Origin of the sequence: Mesorhizobium caraganae (assembly GCF_016836705.1) — a bacterium.
GTDB classification, from domain to species: domain Bacteria; phylum Pseudomonadota; class Alphaproteobacteria; order Rhizobiales; family Rhizobiaceae; genus Mesorhizobium; species Mesorhizobium caraganae.
On sequence record NZ_JAFCGY010000010.1, the window covers coordinates 1 to 17,553 of the forward strand.

Genomic DNA, 17,553 nt, shown 5'->3' on the forward strand with positions numbered 1-17,553 from the left:
TGATCAGCCGGAACCAACTGATCCAACGTTACCATCTCAAGTGCGGTCTGTTCAGGGGCGGGTCGCTTCAACATGACCCAGTGAATCAAAAACCCCCGGCAAATGCCAGGGGTTTGTCAGCAGTCTGTGGGCGCGCCGAGGCGCGCCCTTTCTGTTCAAGCCGTCATTTTCAGATGACGAAGTACCAGTTGGCGAGCAGCATCACCACCACGCCGGCGACAAGCGTCAGGTAGGGCAGCATGCCCGCCTTCTTGACCGACAGGTCGGCGCCCGCCATGCCGAGGTCGGCCAGCATGTGGTCGGGAAACTTGCCCTTGTCCTGGACGTAGTGCCGGTAGCAGAACACCGGAATGATCAACGCAGCCGTGATCAACCCGGCCCACAGCGCCATCGGGTTCCACACCTTGGCGCCGGCGCCCATGAAGATGGCGTTGACATAGGCGAAGATGGCGCCGACGCCGAGCAGCCAACTCGGCGCCTTCCAAGGCCGGTTGATGTGGCCGTTGTCGATGCGGTGGATCCAGCCGGCATTGAGGTTGAGGAAGTTGAAGATGATGTAGCCGCAATTCGACACGGCGAGGATGAAGAAGAAGCTCGTCGCGTCGGCCGAAGCGATGGCCAGCACGATCAGGTTGAAGACGAGGTCGGTCCACATCGCCCGCGTCGGCGCGCCATGCTCGTTGACGTGGCTGAGATAGCGCGGCAGCCAGCCGTCAACCGAGCCCTGGTAGAGCGTGCGCGACGAACCGGCCATCGCCGTCATGATGCACAGCACCAGTGCCAGGATCATCAGCATCACCAGGAGGCTGTGGATCAGCGCGCCGCCACCGACCATGCCGGCCAGTGCATCGGCGACGCCGGAGCCGTCGACGATCGGCGTCGCCAGCATGCCGTTCAAACCCAGCACGCCCTGGAAGGTGAAGGGAACCAGGATGAACAGGAGCATGCAGAGCAGGCCGGAATAGAAGATCGCCTTGAAGGTGTCGGTGCCCGGGTTCTTGAACTCAGAGGTGTAGCAGACAGCCGTTTCGAAGCCGTAGGTCGACCACGCCGCGATGAACATGCCGCCGAGCACCAACGTCCAGCCGGGAATGTTCCACGAGCCAGGCTCCGGCGCGTAGGCTGCGGCCAGCGGCACCAGCGGCGAGAAATTCGCCCAGTTGATCTGGCCGGTGACGATCGGCACGACGCCGACGATAAGCATCGGGATGATGACCAGCAGGCCGATATACTTCTGCACATTGGCGGTGCCCAGAATGCCGCGATGCTGGATCGAGAAGATGATCAGCATCAGCACCGCACCGATGAAGAAGGTGGCATTGAAGGTGAAGGAGACCGGCCCCAGCGTGTGGCTCCACAGCGACCAGGTGCGGATCGCCGGCGTTGCCGCCGCGGTCACCGCGGCGATGGCGTCGGCGGGCGCCGTTCCGGCATGCGCCGCAATATAGGCGACGACGTCGGGCGAGGCCTCGGTGACGAGCGGGACCGGCGCCAGCGCGTTGATGATGTAGGCGGCGGCGATCGAGCAGCCGAGCGACAGCACTGGCGACCAGGCGAACCAGTTGCACCACACCGACAGCGGCGCGATGAACTTGGAGTAGCGCAGCCAGGCGGTGGCGCCGTAGATCGAGGCGCCGCCCGACTTGTTCGGGAACAGGCCGGCGATCTCAGCATAGGTGAAGGATTGCAGGAAGCCCATGATCATGGACACCGTCCAGATCAGGAAGGCCAGCGTTCCGGTCGTGCCGGCAATGCCGCCGATCGAAAACAGGACCAGGGCCGGAACGCCGCTCGCCACCCAGAAGGCGCCGCGCCAGTCGATATGCCTGAGCAGCTTGCTTTCGGCAGGCTGCTCGAGGGCCGTGCTAATGGAGCTCATGTCTGTGAATTCCCCTTTTTCGCTGTTCCCGCCGGCGATGCCTCGACTGCGCGAAGCTTGTTCCCCGGCAAACGACCTTCACGACTCCGGTGTTTCCACTCAGTCGTATTTTTTTCTTAACAGTGAAGATTGATCCGACGCGCTTTCACGTCAAGCGATTTGTGATGTCGTGCACATCACGCTTGCGCGCGTGTGCGGCAGGCCCAGTATCAGCATCACTTTGAGGCCGCCGTCATGAGCCAAGGCATCGCATCACGCGAAGGTGAGATTCCGGCCAGTGTTGGAGGCCACCAATTATCGAAAGTCGGCGCCCCTCATCGCCCTGCCGGGCACTTCTCCCCGTATAGTGACGGGGAGAAGGGGGCTGGCCGCAACGCTGGCACTCTTCTTGCGACGCCGATGGTTGACGAAATCGGCGAGACAGCGCCCCTCTCCCCGTCACTATACGGGGAGAGGATGCCGGCAGGCAGGTGAGGGGCAGCGCCAACGCTTGGAAAATCGAAACCTGGAGCGATTGCCTCTCGTCAGGAACGCGGTCTGGTCTTCTGCGGATCGTAATGGGCGAAGGCCACGACCCGCGCCGGCAGGCGCTTGGCGTGGCCGTCGAGCTTGCCGATTTCGACCTCAGTACCGATGGCCGCATGGGTGACGTCGAGTCTCGCCAGCGCGATGTTCTTGTTCAGCACCGGCGAACGCATGCCTGAGGTAACGACACCGATCTGGGCGCGGCCGACATGTACGCAGTCGCCATGGCCGACCGCGACATTGCTGTCGATGTCGAGGCCGACCAGTTTGTGCTGCGGATGTTCCTTGCGCCGGATCAGGGCCTCGCGGCCGATGAAGTCGTCGGTCTTGGTCTTCAAAGGCACGGTGAAACCGATGCCCGCCTCGAACGGATCGGTCTGGTCGGAGAACTCGTAACCGGCGAAGATCAGCCCGGCCTCGATGCGCACCATGTCGAGCGCCTGCAGGCCCATCGGCTTCAGCCCGTGCGGCTGGCCGGCCTCCCAGATGGCGTCGAACACTTTCTCGGCATCGCGCGGATGGCACCAGATCTCGTAGCCGAGTTCACCAGTATAGCCGGTGCGCGACACCACGACCGGGATGCCGTTGCCGCCGCCGATGCGGGCGACCGCGAAGCGGAACCATTCGAGTTCGTCGATCGAAGGCTGCAGCGGCGAGGTCCAGATGACTTCCCTGAGGATGTCGCGGCTCTTCGGTCCTTGCACGGCGACATTGTGCATCTGGTCGGTCGATGAGCGCACCAGCACGTTGAGGCCGAGCCTCGATGCGGTCTCGCGCAGCCATTCGCCCGACAGGTCGTCGCCGCCGACCCAGCGGAAATTGTCCTTGCCGAGCCGCAGCAGCGTGCCGTCGTCGATCATGCCGCCATGCTCGTAGCACATGGCGGAATAGACCACCTGGCCAACGCCGAGTTTCTTGACGTCACGGGTCAGCGTGTATTGCAGCAACGCTTCGGAATCCGGGCCAGTGACCTCGAACTTGCGCAGCGGCGACAGGTCCATGATCACCGCGTCCTGCCGGCAGGCCCAGTATTCGGCGATCGGCCCCTCTTTGGCGAAGGCGTTGGCCAGCCAATAGCCCCTGTACTCCACGAAGTTGCGGGTGTGCTTGGCGAAGGATGAGTGGAAGGCGGTCTCGCGGGTCATTTTCGGTTCCGAATCGGGCGTCATGCGTCTGGCGATCGCTCGCGAGAATTTGTGCTGGCCGGAATAGGTCCGCACATGGATGTCAGTGAGGTCCCAGCCATTGGCCGGCGTGGTGTCGTCGGGGCAGGCGGAGGAGACGCAGACGATGTCGGTCAGCGCTCTCAGCAGCACATAGTCGCCGGCACGCGACCACGGCTCATCGGACACCATGACGCCATGCGCGTCGATCGCCGTGTTGAAGAAGAAGTTTATCGCCATCCAGCCCGCGCGCGGCGTCACGCCCTTGTCGGCCAGCGCGCGATTGAAGTTCTCCGAGCAGTTGGTGTGGCCGGGATAGCCGATGTCGTCGTAATATTTGGCGGCACAGGCGAGCGCGAAGGCGTCGTGCCGGCCGCATGTGTCCTGCACCACCTCGACCAGCGGCTCCATGTCCTGGTCATAATATTTCGAATGCAGGCCGGGCATCGGATAGCTCGATCCCATCAGCGTGCGCGTCGTCGTCACGTCGAGCGGGTGGTCGCGGCCCTTGTCCAGCTTGCGTGCCGAAAAACACTGGAAGTCGGTGCACTGGCGGCCGTCGACATCGATGATCTGCAGATAGTCGCCGGCCTTGACGAAGTAGGATTCGGCGGTCGCTGAATGCACCCTGAGATCGAGCACCGGATCGGCGAGCGGATCGGCAAGCTGCGATTTCGTTTTCAGGCGCACCGTGGCGCGGCGCACGATGACGGTGAGCGGCGTGGCCGTATCGTGGCCATCGACCAGCATCGGACCGCCGGGGGCGGCAATCAGCATCGCACCGTCGCGCGCGATAGTGAACGCCTGCTCGGTGCCGGCAGGCGTCGCGCCGCCGAACACGCGCACCGCCTTGGCCTGGTCGATCTGCACCTGGCGGCGCTCGAGGCCGCGGCGCACGGAGGCGAGGCTGTCATCGCCCTCGGCCAATAGCGCCTTGATGCCGGCGGCATTGCTGTTGGATTTTTCGCCGAAGATGGAAGGGTCGGTGGCGCCCGACTTGTCCCAGGCCAAAAGCTCGCAAGCCTGGCCGCCCTCGACATTGCGGACGGTGAACGTGTCCCCAGCCTCGACCTCGATCAGCACGGCGCCATTGCCTTGGATCGTATAACGCTCCATGCCGGGCGGCAGCGCGATCTGGCTGGGCCGGAGGATGAGGCTCGGTCGGGGCGGTCCGGCTGCGATAGTGGGGTAGGGCGACTGGCTCATCTCAGCCTTGCGGTTCGAGAAACAAGTTTGCCTGTGTGTGAAATTATTTTAGCTGTAAGAATAGCAGCGCGGTTGGGTTTGGCAAGGCGGGGGAGTGCTTCTTGCCTTCTCCCCTTGTGGGGTGAGCAGCCGGTTCGCCGAAGGCGAATTCATCGTGCCAGTGGCACGATGGAGGCCGGCGAACGTCGGGACGCTGCGAAGCAGCGGGGACCCGGCAGGTGGATCGGGCCACCGCCCGGCCCTTCGCAAGCTCAGGGCGTTCGAAGCTCGAAAAGCCAAGCAATTGGCTTTTCGTCCGCTAAAGCGGACCGCTTCTCACCCCACAAGGGGGGAAGGGAAGGGCGCGCACAAGCGCTACGCCAGTTCCTCGGAATGGCCAATCGCCACACCGTACTCCGCAGCCGAATCCAACATCGTGTGCCAAAGGCTCTCGGCAAAAGTCGCAAACGCCAGGAGATTAAACACCGCCAGCCCATCCGCCCGATCATTCTCGCGCCAGAGCGTGACACTGGTGTGGTCCATCGAGGTCGCGGCCGCCGCGCCAACCGGAAATGCATCGGGATGCAAATCGATCGACGACAGCTTCGCCAGCATCGTCCGCGCCTTGACGCCGGAGATGCTGATCAGCACCCGCGCATGCGATTGATCGGAGAGCGACGCCGATTGCGCGAAGGCTGGGGCAAGCGCCGCATGCTTGCCACCCTTCGACAGCACGAAGAACTGATCCGGTCCCGACCAGATCAGCGTTGCATCGGGCGTCTCGACCGCCTTCGGTGTTTGCGGAGCCGCCACACCGAAGCGTGCCTTCGCTGCCTTGGCCATGTCGACCGCCTTGCCGCGCCGCGCCATCACCTGGACGAGATCGAAGTCGCGGATCTCGGTCAGTGACACGCCGGCATCGCCCCGTGCACCATAAGCGCCGGCAACAAGCGCCCGGTCGAGCGGGCTTCGAACATCCCAGGAAAACTCAGCCACGCTGGCGCCCTCCATCCGGATCGTAGAAGACGGGATTGCAGAGCTCGACATCATAGTCCTCGCCGCGCAGCGGGTCGTGCGCATGCACGATCTCGCCGATGCGCTCGCGGCCACGTTCGACCAGGCCAAGCCCGATCCACTGGTCGAGTGTCGGCGAGAAGCAGACCGAGGTGACGTAGCCCTGGTCATTGTCGGGGCCGGGTGTCTGCCCTTTCGGAATGATGTGCGCGCCGGAGCGCAGGCGCCTTGCCTTGTCGACCGGCTTTATGCCGACCACGACCTGCCGGTCCGGCGCCACCAGCGCCTCGCGGCCGGCCATGACGCGACCGATAAAATCCTTCTTGGTCGACATCATCTTGCCGAGGCCGAGATCGGCTGCGGTTGTCGTTCCGCTCAGCTCCGGACCGGCGACATGGCCTTTTTCGACGCGCATCACGCCGAGCGCCTCCGTGCCATAGGGCGTCACGCCGAACGGTTTTCCCGCAATCATCAGATTGCGCGCCATCGCCTCGCCGTAGCGGGCCGGCACCGAAATCTCGAACGCCATCTCGCCGGAGAAAGAGATGCGGAACAGCCGCGCCTTGATGCCGCCGCGCAGCGCTACTTCGCGCGCGCCCATGAACGGAAAACCTTCGTTGGACAGGTCCTCGGCCGGATCGACGATTTCCTTCAGCAGATCGCGTGTCTTCGGCCCGGCGATGGAGAACTGCGCCCACTGGTCGGAGACCGAGGTCAACTGCACGTCGAGTTCTGGGAACAGCACCTGGCGGCAGAATTCGAGGTGCTGTATTACCAGCCCGGCTTTCGCTGTAGTGGTGGTCAGGAAATAATGGTCTTCGGCCAGCCGCGACGTGGTGCCGTCATCATAGACTAGGCCATCCTCGCGCAGCATCAGCCCGTAGCGCGCCTTGCCGACGGCGAGGTTGGAAAAGGTGTTGATGTAGACGCGGTCGAGAAACACGCCGGCATCGGGGCCATGCACGTCGATCTTGCCGAGGGTGGAGACATCGCAGAAGCCGACGCCTGAGCGCACCGCTTTGACCTCGCGTGTCACGGATTCCAGCCAGTCCTTCTCGCCGGCGCGCGGATACCACTGCGCGCGCTTCCACAGGCCGGTGTCGACAAAGATCGCGCCCTGTTCGGCGGCCCAGTGATGCGAGGGCGTCAGCCGCGTCGAGTGAAAAGTCTCGTCGCGATGATGGCCGGCGAAAGCGCCGATGGCGACGGGCACGTAAGGCGGCCGGTAGATCGTCGTGCCGGTCTCGGGGATGGATTTGCCGGTCACAGCCGCCATGATGGCGAGGCCGGCAACGTTGGAGGTCTTGCCCTGGTCGGTCGCCATGCCGAGCGTGGTGTAGCGCTTCAGATGCTCGACCGATTCAAAGCCCTCGCGCTGTGCCAGTTCGATGTCGGACGCGGTGACGTCATGTTGCTGGTCGACGAAGGCCTTGCCCTTGCCGGTGACATGCCAGAGGGGCGTGAGCGAGAAAGCCTCGTCGTCGGCGACAGGCGTCGATCCCGCATTGCCGATCCGCCCTGCATCACGCGCGGCGGCCGCACCGGCTTCAAAACCGTCACGCAGGCAGGCGCCAAGACCGAAATCGCCATTGGCCGCACCTGCGGCGACCATGCCGGGAGGCGCGCCATCAGGGACGAAGGCGGCGATGTCGTTGCGCCATTTCGGCCGGCCGCGATGATAGGAGGTGAGCCCGACCGCTGGGTTCCTGCCGCCGGAAACGGCGAGCCCGTCGGCTTCGACTTCGGCGCGTGCACCGCCGGTCAGCGACACCGAAATCTTGCGCACACCGTCCTTGCCGCCCTCGACGCCGCTGACCGAACCGTGCAGCACGGTGAAGCCATTCGTGGAGGCGAGTGAACGATGCGCCGGCGATACATCCGGCCGTGCGTCGATCACCGCCGCGATCTGCAATCCGGCTGCGAGTGCGGTCTCGACCGTGCGCCAGCCATCCTCATTGTTGGTGAACAGTGCGATCCGTCTTGCCGGCGTGGCGGCATAGCGTGTGACATAGGTCCGCATCGCCGAGGCCATCATCACGCCGGGCGTGTCGTTGCCGGCAAAGACGATGGGTCGTTCGATCGCGCCGGCCGCGACGACGCAACGCTTGGCCACGATCCGCCACAGCCGCTGCCGCACCTGATGCTCGGGCGGCGTCGGCAGATGGTCGTTGACGCGTTCGATCGCGCCATAGGTGCCGCCATCATAGACGCCGAACAGCGTCGTGCGCGTCATGATGCGGACATCGGGCATCGAGCCGAGTTCGGCCAGCGTGCGTGCAATCCAGTCGGCCGCCGGCAGGCCGTCAATGATGCCGCCATCCGACAAGAGCCGACCGCCGAGCGCAAAATCTTCTTCGCACAGAATGACGCGGGCGCCGCTGCGACCAGCTGCGAGCGCGGCGGCGAGACCTGCCGGGCCGGAGCCGGCGATCACCACATCGCAATGCGCCCAGGCTTTGTCGTAGTGGTCGGGATCGGGGGCTACCGCAGCACGGCCGAGGCCGGCGGCGCGGCGGATCGCCGGCTCGTAGACCATCTCCCAGAACTTCGCCGGCCACATGAAGGTCTTGTAGTAGAAGCCGGCGACGAAGATCGGCGCGAACAGCTGGTTAACCGACATCACATCGTGGCGCAGCGACGGCCAGCGGTTCTGGCTGGCCGCTTCGAGCCCCTCATAGAGTTCGGCCGTAGTCGCCTTGGTGTTGGCCTCGCGCCTTGCGCCGGTGCGCAGTTCGACCAACGCGTTGGGTTCTTCCGAGCCTGCGGTGAGAATGCCGCGCGGGCGATGGTATTTGAACGAGCGGCCGACCAGCTTGACGCCATTGGCGACCAGCGCCGATGCCAGCGTGTCGCCTTGGAAGCCGGAGAATGTCTTGCCGTCGAAGCGGAAGTTGAGCGGCGTGGACCGGTCGATGAGGCCGCCGGAGGTGAGGCGATGGGATTGAGAGGTCACGATGTCCAGCCTCTCGATTTGATGTCATCGCGAAGGGTAGCGCTGCCCCTCATCGCCCTGCCGGGCACTTCTCCCCGTATAGTGACGGGGCGAAGGGGGCTGGCCGCAACGCCGCCCTTCTTCTTGCTGCGCTGATGATTGGCGAAACCGTTGGCGAGAGCGCCCCTCTCCCCATCTCTATACGGGGAGAGGATGCCGGCAGGCAGGTGAGGGGCAGCGCTGACGTGGCCAAAATAGCTCATTTCGCAACCTGCCTCGCACCGGCGCCCGCCGCTGCTTCCACCGCCGAAATCTCGTGCGTCAGCGTGTTGCGGGTGACCTTCAGCCAGGATCGGCAGCCGCCGCCATGGTACCAGTTCTCACTCATCACGCCGGCGACGTTGTCGCGCAGATAGACATACTCGTAGACGGCCTCTTCGCCGGCGTCCGCGGCGGGCCGCACCGGCTTGGCGTCGCCGAGATAGCTGAACTCCCCGAGTTCGCGTTCGCCGCAGAAGGGACAGACAATACGCATCGAGCTGTCCTCAGTGCAGGTTCGGTTGGGCGCCCTGGCCCTTTTCGTCGATCATGGCGCCGCGCTGGAAGCGGTCGAGGCGAAACAGCGCCGCCTCCTTGTGCGACTCGTCGCGCGCCAGCAGATGGGCAAAGACAAAGCCTGAGCCGGGCGTCGCCTTGAAGCCGCCATAGCACCAGCCGGCATTGAGGTAGAGCCCGTCGACCGGCGTCTTGTCGATGATCGGCGAGCCGTCCATCGACATGTCCATGATGCCGCCCCACTGACGCAAAAGCCGCACGCGGCCGATCATCGGGATCAGCGCCATGCCGCCCTCGCAGACATCTTCCATTACCGGCAGATTGCCGCGCTGGGCGTAGGAATTGTAGCCGTCGATGTCGCCGCCGAAGACCAGCCCGCCCTTGTCCGACTGGCTGACATAGAAATGGCCGGCGCCGAAGGTCATGACGCCGGGAATGAGCGGCTTGATCGCTTCCGAAACGAAGGCTTGCAGCACATGGCTTTCGATCGGCAGGCGCAGGCCCGCCATCGCCGCGACGCGCGAGGAGGAACCGGCAACAGCCATACCGACCTTGCCAGCGCCGATCTTGCCGCGCGACGTCTCGACGCCGGTGACCTTGCCGTTACCGTCCCGGACAAAACCGGTCACCTCGCAATTCTGGATGATGTCGACGCCGAGTTCGCTCGCCGCATGCGCATAGCCCCACACCACCGCGTCATGACGCGCCGTGCCGCCACGCCGCTGCAGAAGGCCACCCTGCACGGGAAAGCGCGCATGGTCGAAATTCAGGAACGGCAGCAGCTTCTTCAGCGCCGCCTGGTCGAGCAGTTCGGCATCGATGCCGTTGATGCGCATGGTGTTGCCGCGCCGCGCGTAGGCGTCGCGCTGGGCGTCGGAATGGTAGAGGTTGAGGACGCCGCGCTGGCTGACCATCGAATTGTAGTTGAGGTCCTGCTCCATCCGCTCCCACAGCTTCATCGACAGTTCGTAGAAGCCGGTATTGCCGGGCAGGCCGTAATTGGAGCGGATGATGGTGGTGTTGCGGCCGGCATTGCCGGAACCGATCCAGCCCTTTTCCAGCACCGCGACGTTTCTGATGCCGAACTCGCTGGCGAGGAACCAGGCGGTAGCGAGCCCATGGCCGCCGCCGCCGATGATCACCACATCGTAGTGGTCTTTCGGGCTGGCATCGCGCCAGGTGCGCTGCCAGTTCTTGTGACCGGAAAGAGCGGCGCGGGCGAGCGAGAAGATCGAATATTTCATACGTTCATTCCGAGGTCGCTCGCACCGCTAGGACGGTTAGATGTCCAACGTGTGGTCGCGCTCCCATTGCGTGAAGTGCGAAGCATAGGAATTCCATTCCTGGTGCTTCAGCTTTAGGTAAGCCGACGAGAATTCCTCACCCAGCGCCGCCTTCAGCGATTTGTCTTTGTCGAACTCGCGCAGCGCGTCGAGCAGATTGAGCGGCAGCTTCGGCGCGCCCTTCACCGTGTGGCCGTTCTGGTACATGTCAATGTCGTAGCGCTTGCCGGGATCGGCCTTGGAGCGGATGCCGTCGAGACCGGCGGCAATGATGACGGCCTGCAGCAGATAGGGGTTTGCGGCGCCATCCGGCAGGCGCAGCTCGAAGCGGCCGGGTCCGGGCACGCGCACCATGTGGGTGCGGTTGTTGCCGGTCCAGGTCACCGTGTTCGGCGCCCAGGTGGCGCCCGAAATGGTGCGCGGCGCGTTGATGCGCTTGTAGGAATTGACCGTCGGGTTGGTGATAGCTGCTAGGGCCGAGGCATGCTTCATGATGCCGCCGAGGAAATTCTTGCCCTTGGCTGAAAGGCCAAGCTCCATCGCATTGTCGGCAAAGACGTTGGTCTTCCCCGCCTTGTCCCACACCGAGATGTGGGCGTGGCAGCCATTGCCGGTCAGGCCTTGGAAGGGCTTTGGCATGAAGGTGGCGCGCAGGCCGTGCTTTTCGGCGACAGACTTGACCATGAACTTGAAGAAGGAGTGCTTGTCGGCGGTCGCAAGCACATCGTCGAACGCCCAGTTCATCTCGAACTGGCCGTTGGCGTCCTCATGGTCGTTCTGGTAGGGGCTCCAGCCCAGCGCCAGCATATGGTCGCAGATCTCGGCGATGACATCGTAGCGACGCATCACCGCCTGCTGGTCGTAGCAGGGCTTCGAGGCCGTATCGTATTTGTCGGAAATGACGCTGCCGTCCGGCGAGATCAGGAAGAACTCGGCCTCGACGCCGGTCTTGACATGCATGCCGTCGATGGCGGCTTCCGCAATCAGACGGCGCAGCGTGTTGCGCGGCGCCTGCTCGACTTCCTTGTCGTCCATGATGCAATTGGCGGCGACCCAGGCGACATCGGGCTTCCACGGCAGCTGGATGACCGAATCCGGATCCGGCACCGCCAGCATGTCGGGATGCGCCGGCGTCAGGTCGAGCCATGTGGCGAAACCGGCAAAGCCGGCGCCGTCCTTCTGCATGTCGGCGATCGCCTGCGCCGGCACCAGCTTGGCGCGCTGGCCACCGAACAGGTCGGTGTAGGAAATCATGAAATATTTGACGCCGTTCTCTTTGGCGAATGCGGCGAGATCGTTCCCCATTATAGTTCCTCGCTTATGGTATTTTGGATGCTGTCTTAGAAGCCGTTCTTCCCCGGTATCCAGTTGGTGCCGGCCAGCGGCACGCCGGCCATGGCGGCGGCTTCGATGGTGAGCGCGACGAGATCCTCGGGCTCGAGATTGTGCAGGCTGTTCTTGCCGCAGGCACGCGCAATCGTCTGCGCCTCCAGCGTCATCACCTTGAGATAGTTGGCGAGACGCCGCCCGGCAGCGATCGGATCGACCCGCTTCATCAGTTCGGGGTCCTGCGTGGTGATGCCGGCGGGGTCGCGGCCCTCGTGCCAGTCGTCATAGGCGCCGGCGGTGGTGCCAAGCGCATTGTACTCCGCCTCCCAGCGCGGATCGTTGTCGCCGAGCGCGACAAGGGCGGCCGTGCCGATCGAAACCGCGTCAACGCCGAGCGCCAGCGCCTTGGCGACATCGGCGCCATTGCGGATGCCGCCCGACACGATCAGCTGCACCTTGCGGTGCATGCCAAGATCCTGCAGCGCCTGCACCGCCGGCCTGATGCAGGCAAGCGTCGGCTGGCCGACATTTTCGATGAACACTTCCTGGGTCGCCGCGGTGCCGCCCTGCATGCCGTCGACGACGACGACATCGGCGCCGGCCTTCACCGCAAGTGCCGTGTCATAGTAGGGGCGGGCGCCGCCGACCTTGACGTAGATCGGCTTTTCCCAGTCGGTGATTTCGCGCAGTTCGAGGATCTTGATCTCGAGATCGTCCGGTCCCGTCCAGTCGGGATGACGCGAGGCCGAGCGCTGGTCGATGCCTTTCGGCAGCGTGCGCATTTCGGCGACGCGGTCGGAGATCTTCTGTCCCAGCAGCATGCCGCCGCCGCCGGGCTTGGCGCCCTGGCCGACCACCACCTCGATGGCGTCGGCGCGACGAAGGTCGCGCGGGTTCATGCCATAGCGCGACGGCAGGTATTGATAGACCAACGTCTTCGAATGGCCGCGCTCTTCCTCGGTCATGCCGCCGTCGCCGGTGGTCGTCGAGGTGCCGGAAAGCGAAGCACCTCGGCCCAATGCTTCCTTGGCGGGACCGGAGAGCGATCCAAAGCTCATGCCGGCAATGGTGATCGGGATCTTCAGTTCGATCGGCTTCTTCGCATGGCGCGAACCCAGCACCACCGATGTGTCGCAGCGCTCGCGATAGCCTTCGAGCGGATAGCGCGAGATCGAGGCGCCGAGGAACAAAAGGTCGTCGAAATGCGGCAGCTTGCGCTTGGCCCCGGCGCCACGGATGTCATAGATGCCGGTCGCCGCGGCGCGGCGGATTTCGGAAAGCGTGTAGTCGTCGAAGGTCGCGGATTTGCGCGGCGTCGTCGGCGGGTTCTTGTAGGTCATGCTGCCTCAATACGCGTCGGCGTTGTCGATATTGAAATTGTAGAGCGTGCGCGCAGAGCCGTAGCGCTTGAATTCCGAAGGCTTGACGCCGGTCACGCCGGCGCGGTCGAGCAGGCCCTGCAACAGGTCGATGTGCTCGGCCCGCATCTCCTTGGCGATGCAGTCGGCGCCCAGGCTTTCGACCTTGCCGCGCACGAACAGCCGCGCCTCGTAGATGGAATCGCCCAGTGCGTCGCCGGCATCGCCCAGCACCACCAGATTGCCGGATTGCGCCATGAAGGCCGACATGTGGCCGATATTGCCATGCACGACGATGTCGATGCCTTTCATCGAGATGCCGCAGCGGGAGGATGCGTTGCCCTCGATGACCAGAAGTCCACCCCTGCCGGTGGCGCCGGCATACTGGCTGGCATCGCCCTTGATGACGATCGAGCCCGACATCATGTTCTCGCCGACGCCGGGGCCGGCCGAGCCGTGCACGGTGATCGTGGCGCCGTCATTCATGCCGGCGCAGTAATAGCCGACGCTGCCGCGCACATCGATGGTGACAGGCTGGTCGACGCCGACGGCGACCGAATGGCTGCCCTTCGGGTGCAGCACTTCCCACGCCGTCTCGTTGGAGCCGGGCGTCAGATTGTGCAGCGCCTGGTTGAGCTCGCGCAGCGACGACACATCGAGATCGAAGACCCGGGACGCCTGGTCTTGCGCCACCTTCGAAAGTTTGGTTGCCGGCATGGGCTCAATGCTCCCAGAAATAGACGGTTGCGGGCTCTGGCTCCCAGACCCTCGCATTGTCTATGCCGGGCAGCTTGGTCAGCGCGCGATATTCCGAGCCGAAGGCGACATACTGGTCGGTCTCGGCCATGACGGCCGGCTTGCAGGCAATCGGGTCGCGCACCACGCCAAAGCCGTTCTTGGTGCCGACGACGAAGGTGAAGAAGCCGTCGAGGTCGGAAAGCGTGCCTTCCAGCGCCTCGCCAAGATTCTTGCCATGCGCCATCTGCGAAGAGAGGTAGGCGGCCGCCACCTCGGTGTCGTTCTCGGTCTCGAAGGTCATGCCTTCACGCCGCAATTCGCGCCGCACATTGTTGTGGTTGGACAGCGAGCCATTGTGCACCAGGCACTGGTCGGCGCCTGTCGAGAACGGATGCGCGCCCATCGTGGTGACGGCCGATTCCGTCGCCATGCGGGTGTGGCCGATGCCATGCGTGCCGGTCATCGAGCGGACGTCGAAACGGTCGACCACCGCCTCCGGCAGGCCGACTTCCTTGTATATCTCCACCGCTTCGCCGGCGCCCATGATGCGCACGTCGGGCCGGATCGACTGCAGCGCTTCGCGCGCGGCGTCGACCTTGTAGGGCGCGGTCCTGAGTACGGCGTGCGTCGACTTCACCGCGATGCTTACCGGTGCGCCGATGGCCTTGGCAAGTTCGGCATCCAGGCCGTGAAAATCGCGCTCGGGCTTGGCCGACTGGATGGTGATCTTGGCTTCGTTTTTGGAAGTGGCGCCATAGATGGCGATGCCGGCGCTGTCGGGGCCGCGATCGCTGAGCGAGATGAGCATCTGCGACAGCATCGAGCCGAGTTGCGGCTCAAGCGACTTGTCCTTCAAAAAAAGTCCGACGATTCCACACATGTCAGCCTCCCGGCGTTTGCAGCTAAGAGATGATGTATCGAATGCGTTGTCCGAATTCAATCATATGAAAAAAATTTTCCTCTAGTTACGTATGCGGCTCAATGCCGCTTTGTGCGCTATCGCTGCCCGCGCGGGCGCTGTGAACCCATGTGGCGGTGCGGACACGGGCGATTCTGTAGGCATCCAGGATCGACAGCGCATAGATCAGGAAGCCGCCGGCATGGCGGCCGACAAAGCTGGCGTCGGCCGGCGCGATCTTGGCCGTCACCCAGGCCAGGATCACCATGAAGAACAGGAATTGCAGGCCGCGCACCGGCACGCCCAGAATGACATGGCCGCTTGCCGGCAGGACGATTGCGGCGCCAAGCACCAGATAAGGATTTGTCGGTGCGGGTGCGCTCATGCCACCTGCCTTTCCTGTCTGTTGATGGCATCGCGCAGCGTCGACGCCGAGGCGAGCAACCTTTCGACCAGCGCCGGTTCGAGTCTTGTGCCGAAGGCAGCCTGCCGGAACACGCCGTAGCGGGCGCGTTCGGCCTCGGCCAGCAGCCAGACGATGCGCACACCGTTCGGCGTGATCAAAAGTTCCTTGGCGCGGCCTTGGGCAAAGATGTCCAGATGACTGGCGATCAGGTTCTGCGGAAAGCGCGCGCCCCTTAAGTCTGTTCGCAACACGGCTTCGGCCGGAAAACCCGGAGCTTTCGGAAGCGTGTGCTGAAGATGATCGAAATTGGAGAAGGTGGTCGGCGATCCCGGCCGCATCATCATGTCGAAGGTCGCCGGCACCGCAACCGGTTCGGTGACCGAAACGCTGAGCCAGCGCGCCGGCAGTTTTCGCGTCGCCAGCGTGTCGACGATGGTGCGCACTTGCACGCGCCGTTCGTTCCACGAACCCACCCACGTGACGACGCCAACCGTGCCATCTGAAATATCGACGGCATCTGCGATGACGGTTCGGATGCTTGCAACCTCGGCGGCAAGAGCAGCCTTGGCCCTGTTGCGGCTGGCGCGCGCAAGCCAGGCGAGGTGCAGGACGAGAGCCAAGGCTATCGCCCCGGCCAGCAATGCTGTCGTCACGTCAGACACTCGTCACGCAATGCCTGCCCAAACCGGCAGGCCCTCTCCTGTCAATAACCCTGTGGCTTCGGCCACGGCATGGTGAACTGGTCGCCGCGGCGCACATAGCGGTAGCGGTAGAAATGGAACCACAGCGAGATCAGGAAATAGAAGATGGTCATCGCGATCAACTGCGAACCGAAGCCGAGGAAGATCGCAAAGAAGGTCACCACGCACAGGCAAAACAAAACGATCGCCGGCAGCGGATGGAAGGGATGCGTGTAGCCGCGGCGGATGGTGCCCAGAGGCCACTTCTTCCGGAACATCATGATGTTGATGCTCATGAAGGTGTATTGCAGCACGCCCGACAGGATCGAGAAGGTGATCGCCTGGTTGAGGTCGGCGATGAAGGCAAAGGCGAGCGCGATCGGCAGCAGGAACAGGATCGAGCGGTAAGGCGTGCGGTATTTCGGATGCACGGCGGAGAACCAGGTCGGCAGATAGCGGTCGCGTCCGAGCGAGAACCAGGCGCGGGCCGCGTCGTTGATGCAGCCATTGGCCGAGGCGAGTGCCGCCAGCAGCGTGGCGATGAACAGCAGGTTTTCGAGCAGCGCACTCCCCGTCAGCTTGCCGGCATCCCAAAGCGGATAATAGGTGATGCCGAGATATTCCCAGGGCATCAGCGAGGCGCAGACATACCAAGTCATGGCGGCGGCGATCAGAAGCGTGATCATGCCGGCCATGGTACCGTAGGGCAGGGAGCGCGCCGGCGAGCGGACTTCCTCGGCTGCCTGCGTGGTGCCTTCGATGCCGAGATAGTACCAGATGCCGAACTGGAAGGCGGCGATGACGCCGATCCAGCCGTAAGGCAGCGCATTGCCGGGTGTGACCAGCTCGTTGAGCTTCAGCACCGCGCCTTGCGTCCACGGGCTGACCGAGAAGAACAGGATGACGATCGAGACATAGGCGATGGCGGTGATGACGAAATTGACGTTGAGCGTCATCAGCACGCCGCGATAGTTCAGCCACGCCAATACGACGATGGTGGCGGCGATGAAGGAATTGTGAGTAAGCCCCTCGACGCCGGCCTTGGCGACGATGGTGTCGCCGAGCAGGATGGCATCCGAGACCTCCAGCATGGTGTAGGCAAAGACCAGGAACAGCGCGACGTTGAAGGCCATCAGCGGACCGACAATGTGCTTGGCCTGCGCGTACTGGCCGCCGGCGGCAGCCACCGTCGATGTCACTTCGGAATCGATCATGGCGACCGAGGTGTAGAGCAGCCCGACCACCCAGCAGACGATGAGTGCTGCCAGCGCGCCGCCCTTGTCGGCCGAGAAATTCCAGCCGGTGAATTCGCCGACCAGCACGATGCCGACGCCGAGCGCCCAGACATGGGCCGGGCCGAGCACCCTGAGCAGCGAAACCCTGTCGCCGTGGATTGCCGTAATTATCGTTTCAGCCGCGACCGCCATTGTTTTCCCCTAGACCCGGTGCTTTTCGGAAACGGCTTCAAGCTCGCCTTCGCGCGAGGAGGTCAGCACCTCCTCGGAGTAGGTCGTGTCGATCTTGAACCAGTCGTAGAGCATCCACAGCGCAAGCACGACCGAGATACCCCAGCATGCATAAGACAGAGCCATCCACATGGTGCGTCCC

Annotated in this window: 14 protein-coding genes; all 14 read right to left on the minus strand. The window is 63.8% G+C overall.

Translation table 11 applies throughout. The annotated features are described in order from the left end of the window. Nucleotides 1-169: 169 nt before the first annotated feature. Nucleotides 170-1,879 carry a trimethylamine N-oxide permease gene (locus JQK88_RS18305; protein ID WP_203279037.1) on the minus strand — a complete coding sequence of 570 codons (1,710 nt, stop codon included), beginning with the start codon at nucleotides 1,877-1,879 and terminating at the stop codon, nucleotides 170-172. Nucleotides 1,880-2,403: 524 nt separating this feature from the next. Then, nucleotides 2,404-4,773, minus strand: a complete 2,370-nt coding sequence (locus JQK88_RS18310; protein ID WP_203279038.1) for a trimethylamine N-oxide demethylase — start codon at nucleotides 4,771-4,773, stop codon at nucleotides 2,404-2,406. A 354-nt stretch (nucleotides 4,774-5,127) separates the two neighbouring features. Further along, nucleotides 5,128-5,748: a sarcosine oxidase subunit gamma gene (locus tag JQK88_RS18315; protein WP_203279039.1), complete on the minus strand. Its 621-nt coding sequence runs from the start codon at nucleotides 5,746-5,748 to the stop codon at nucleotides 5,128-5,130. Continuing rightward, nucleotides 5,741-8,719: a sarcosine oxidase subunit alpha gene (locus tag JQK88_RS18320; protein ID WP_376740432.1), complete on the minus strand. Its 2,979-nt coding sequence runs from the start codon at nucleotides 8,717-8,719 to the stop codon at nucleotides 5,741-5,743. Before JQK88_RS18320 ends, JQK88_RS18315 begins: the two co-directional genes overlap by 8 nt. A 238-nt stretch (nucleotides 8,720-8,957) precedes the next feature. Beyond that, nucleotides 8,958-9,233 carry a sarcosine oxidase subunit delta family protein gene (locus JQK88_RS18325; protein ID WP_192256097.1) on the minus strand — a complete coding sequence of 92 codons (276 nt, stop codon included), beginning with the start codon at nucleotides 9,231-9,233 and terminating at the stop codon, nucleotides 8,958-8,960. Between the two features lie 10 nt (nucleotides 9,234-9,243). Next, on the minus strand, nucleotides 9,244-10,497 hold the full coding sequence (locus JQK88_RS18330; protein WP_192256099.1) for a sarcosine oxidase subunit beta family protein: 1,254 nt from the start codon (nucleotides 10,495-10,497) through the stop codon (nucleotides 9,244-9,246). A 36-nt stretch (nucleotides 10,498-10,533) separates the two neighbouring features. Continuing rightward, nucleotides 10,534-11,841, minus strand: coding sequence for a type III glutamate--ammonia ligase (gene glnT / locus JQK88_RS18335; protein ID WP_192256101.1), 1,308 nt, complete (start codon nucleotides 11,839-11,841; stop codon nucleotides 10,534-10,536). A 35-nt stretch (nucleotides 11,842-11,876) separates the two neighbouring features. Next, the gene (locus JQK88_RS18340; RefSeq protein ID WP_192256103.1) at nucleotides 11,877-13,205 is read right to left on the minus strand and encodes an FMN-binding glutamate synthase family protein; all 1,329 of its coding nucleotides are present in this window, start codon (nucleotides 13,203-13,205) and stop codon (nucleotides 11,877-11,879) included. Nucleotides 13,206-13,211: 6 nt separating this feature from the next. Next, on the minus strand, nucleotides 13,212-13,940 hold the full coding sequence (locus JQK88_RS18345) for a GltB/FmdC/FwdC-like GXGXG domain-containing protein (protein ID WP_192256105.1): 729 nt from the start codon (nucleotides 13,938-13,940) through the stop codon (nucleotides 13,212-13,214). A gap of 4 nt (nucleotides 13,941-13,944) precedes the next feature. Next, nucleotides 13,945-14,841 (minus strand): class II glutamine amidotransferase, encoded by an 897-nt coding sequence (locus JQK88_RS18350; RefSeq protein ID WP_192256107.1) that lies wholly within the window; start codon nucleotides 14,839-14,841, stop codon nucleotides 13,945-13,947. 85 nt (nucleotides 14,842-14,926) lie between these two features. Next, the gene (locus JQK88_RS18355) at nucleotides 14,927-15,244 is read right to left on the minus strand and encodes a hypothetical protein (protein WP_203279040.1); all 318 of its coding nucleotides are present in this window, start codon (nucleotides 15,242-15,244) and stop codon (nucleotides 14,927-14,929) included. Then, nucleotides 15,241-15,927 (minus strand): hypothetical protein, encoded by a 687-nt coding sequence (locus JQK88_RS18360; RefSeq protein WP_203279041.1) that lies wholly within the window; start codon nucleotides 15,925-15,927, stop codon nucleotides 15,241-15,243. Before JQK88_RS18360 ends, JQK88_RS18355 begins: the two co-directional genes overlap by 4 nt. 41 nt (nucleotides 15,928-15,968) lie before the next feature. Continuing rightward, nucleotides 15,969-17,372, minus strand: coding sequence for an APC family permease (locus JQK88_RS18365; protein ID WP_192256113.1), 1,404 nt, complete (start codon nucleotides 17,370-17,372; stop codon nucleotides 15,969-15,971). Nucleotides 17,373-17,381: 9 nt separating this feature from the next. Then, nucleotides 17,382-17,543 carry a hypothetical protein gene (locus tag JQK88_RS18370; protein ID WP_112565760.1) on the minus strand — a complete coding sequence of 54 codons (162 nt, stop codon included), beginning with the start codon at nucleotides 17,541-17,543 and terminating at the stop codon, nucleotides 17,382-17,384. Nucleotides 17,544-17,553 lie beyond the last annotated feature (10 nt).

What these genes read in the sequence shown, in the direction of transcription:
- JQK88_RS18355 (WP_203279040.1), bottom strand. Translation starts at nt 15,244, where the DNA reads ATGAGCGCACCCGCACCGACAAATCCTTATCTGGTGCTTGGCGCCGCA.
- JQK88_RS18305 (WP_203279037.1), bottom strand. Translation starts at nt 1,879, where the DNA reads ATGAGCTCCATTAGCACGGCCCTCGAGCAGCCTGCCGAAAGCAAGCTG.
- glnT (WP_192256101.1), bottom strand. Translation starts at nt 11,841, where the DNA reads ATGGGGAACGATCTCGCCGCATTCGCCAAAGAGAACGGCGTCAAATAT.
- JQK88_RS18370 (WP_112565760.1), bottom strand. Translation starts at nt 17,543, where the DNA reads ATGTGGATGGCTCTGTCTTATGCATGCTGGGGTATCTCGGTCGTGCTT.
- JQK88_RS18350 (WP_192256107.1), bottom strand. Translation starts at nt 14,841, where the DNA reads ATGTGTGGAATCGTCGGACTTTTTTTGAAGGACAAGTCGCTTGAGCCG.
- JQK88_RS18345 (WP_192256105.1), bottom strand. Translation starts at nt 13,940, where the DNA reads ATGCCGGCAACCAAACTTTCGAAGGTGGCGCAAGACCAGGCGTCCCGG.
- JQK88_RS18330 (WP_192256099.1), bottom strand. Translation starts at nt 10,497, where the DNA reads ATGAAATATTCGATCTTCTCGCTCGCCCGCGCCGCTCTTTCCGGTCAC.
- JQK88_RS18325 (WP_192256097.1), bottom strand. Translation starts at nt 9,233, where the DNA reads ATGCGTATTGTCTGTCCCTTCTGCGGCGAACGCGAACTCGGGGAGTTC.
- JQK88_RS18340 (WP_192256103.1), bottom strand. Translation starts at nt 13,205, where the DNA reads ATGACCTACAAGAACCCGCCGACGACGCCGCGCAAATCCGCGACCTTC.
- JQK88_RS18365 (WP_192256113.1), bottom strand. Translation starts at nt 17,372, where the DNA reads ATGGCGGTCGCGGCTGAAACGATAATTACGGCAATCCACGGCGACAGG.
- JQK88_RS18310 (WP_203279038.1), bottom strand. Translation starts at nt 4,773, where the DNA reads ATGAGCCAGTCGCCCTACCCCACTATCGCAGCCGGACCGCCCCGACCG.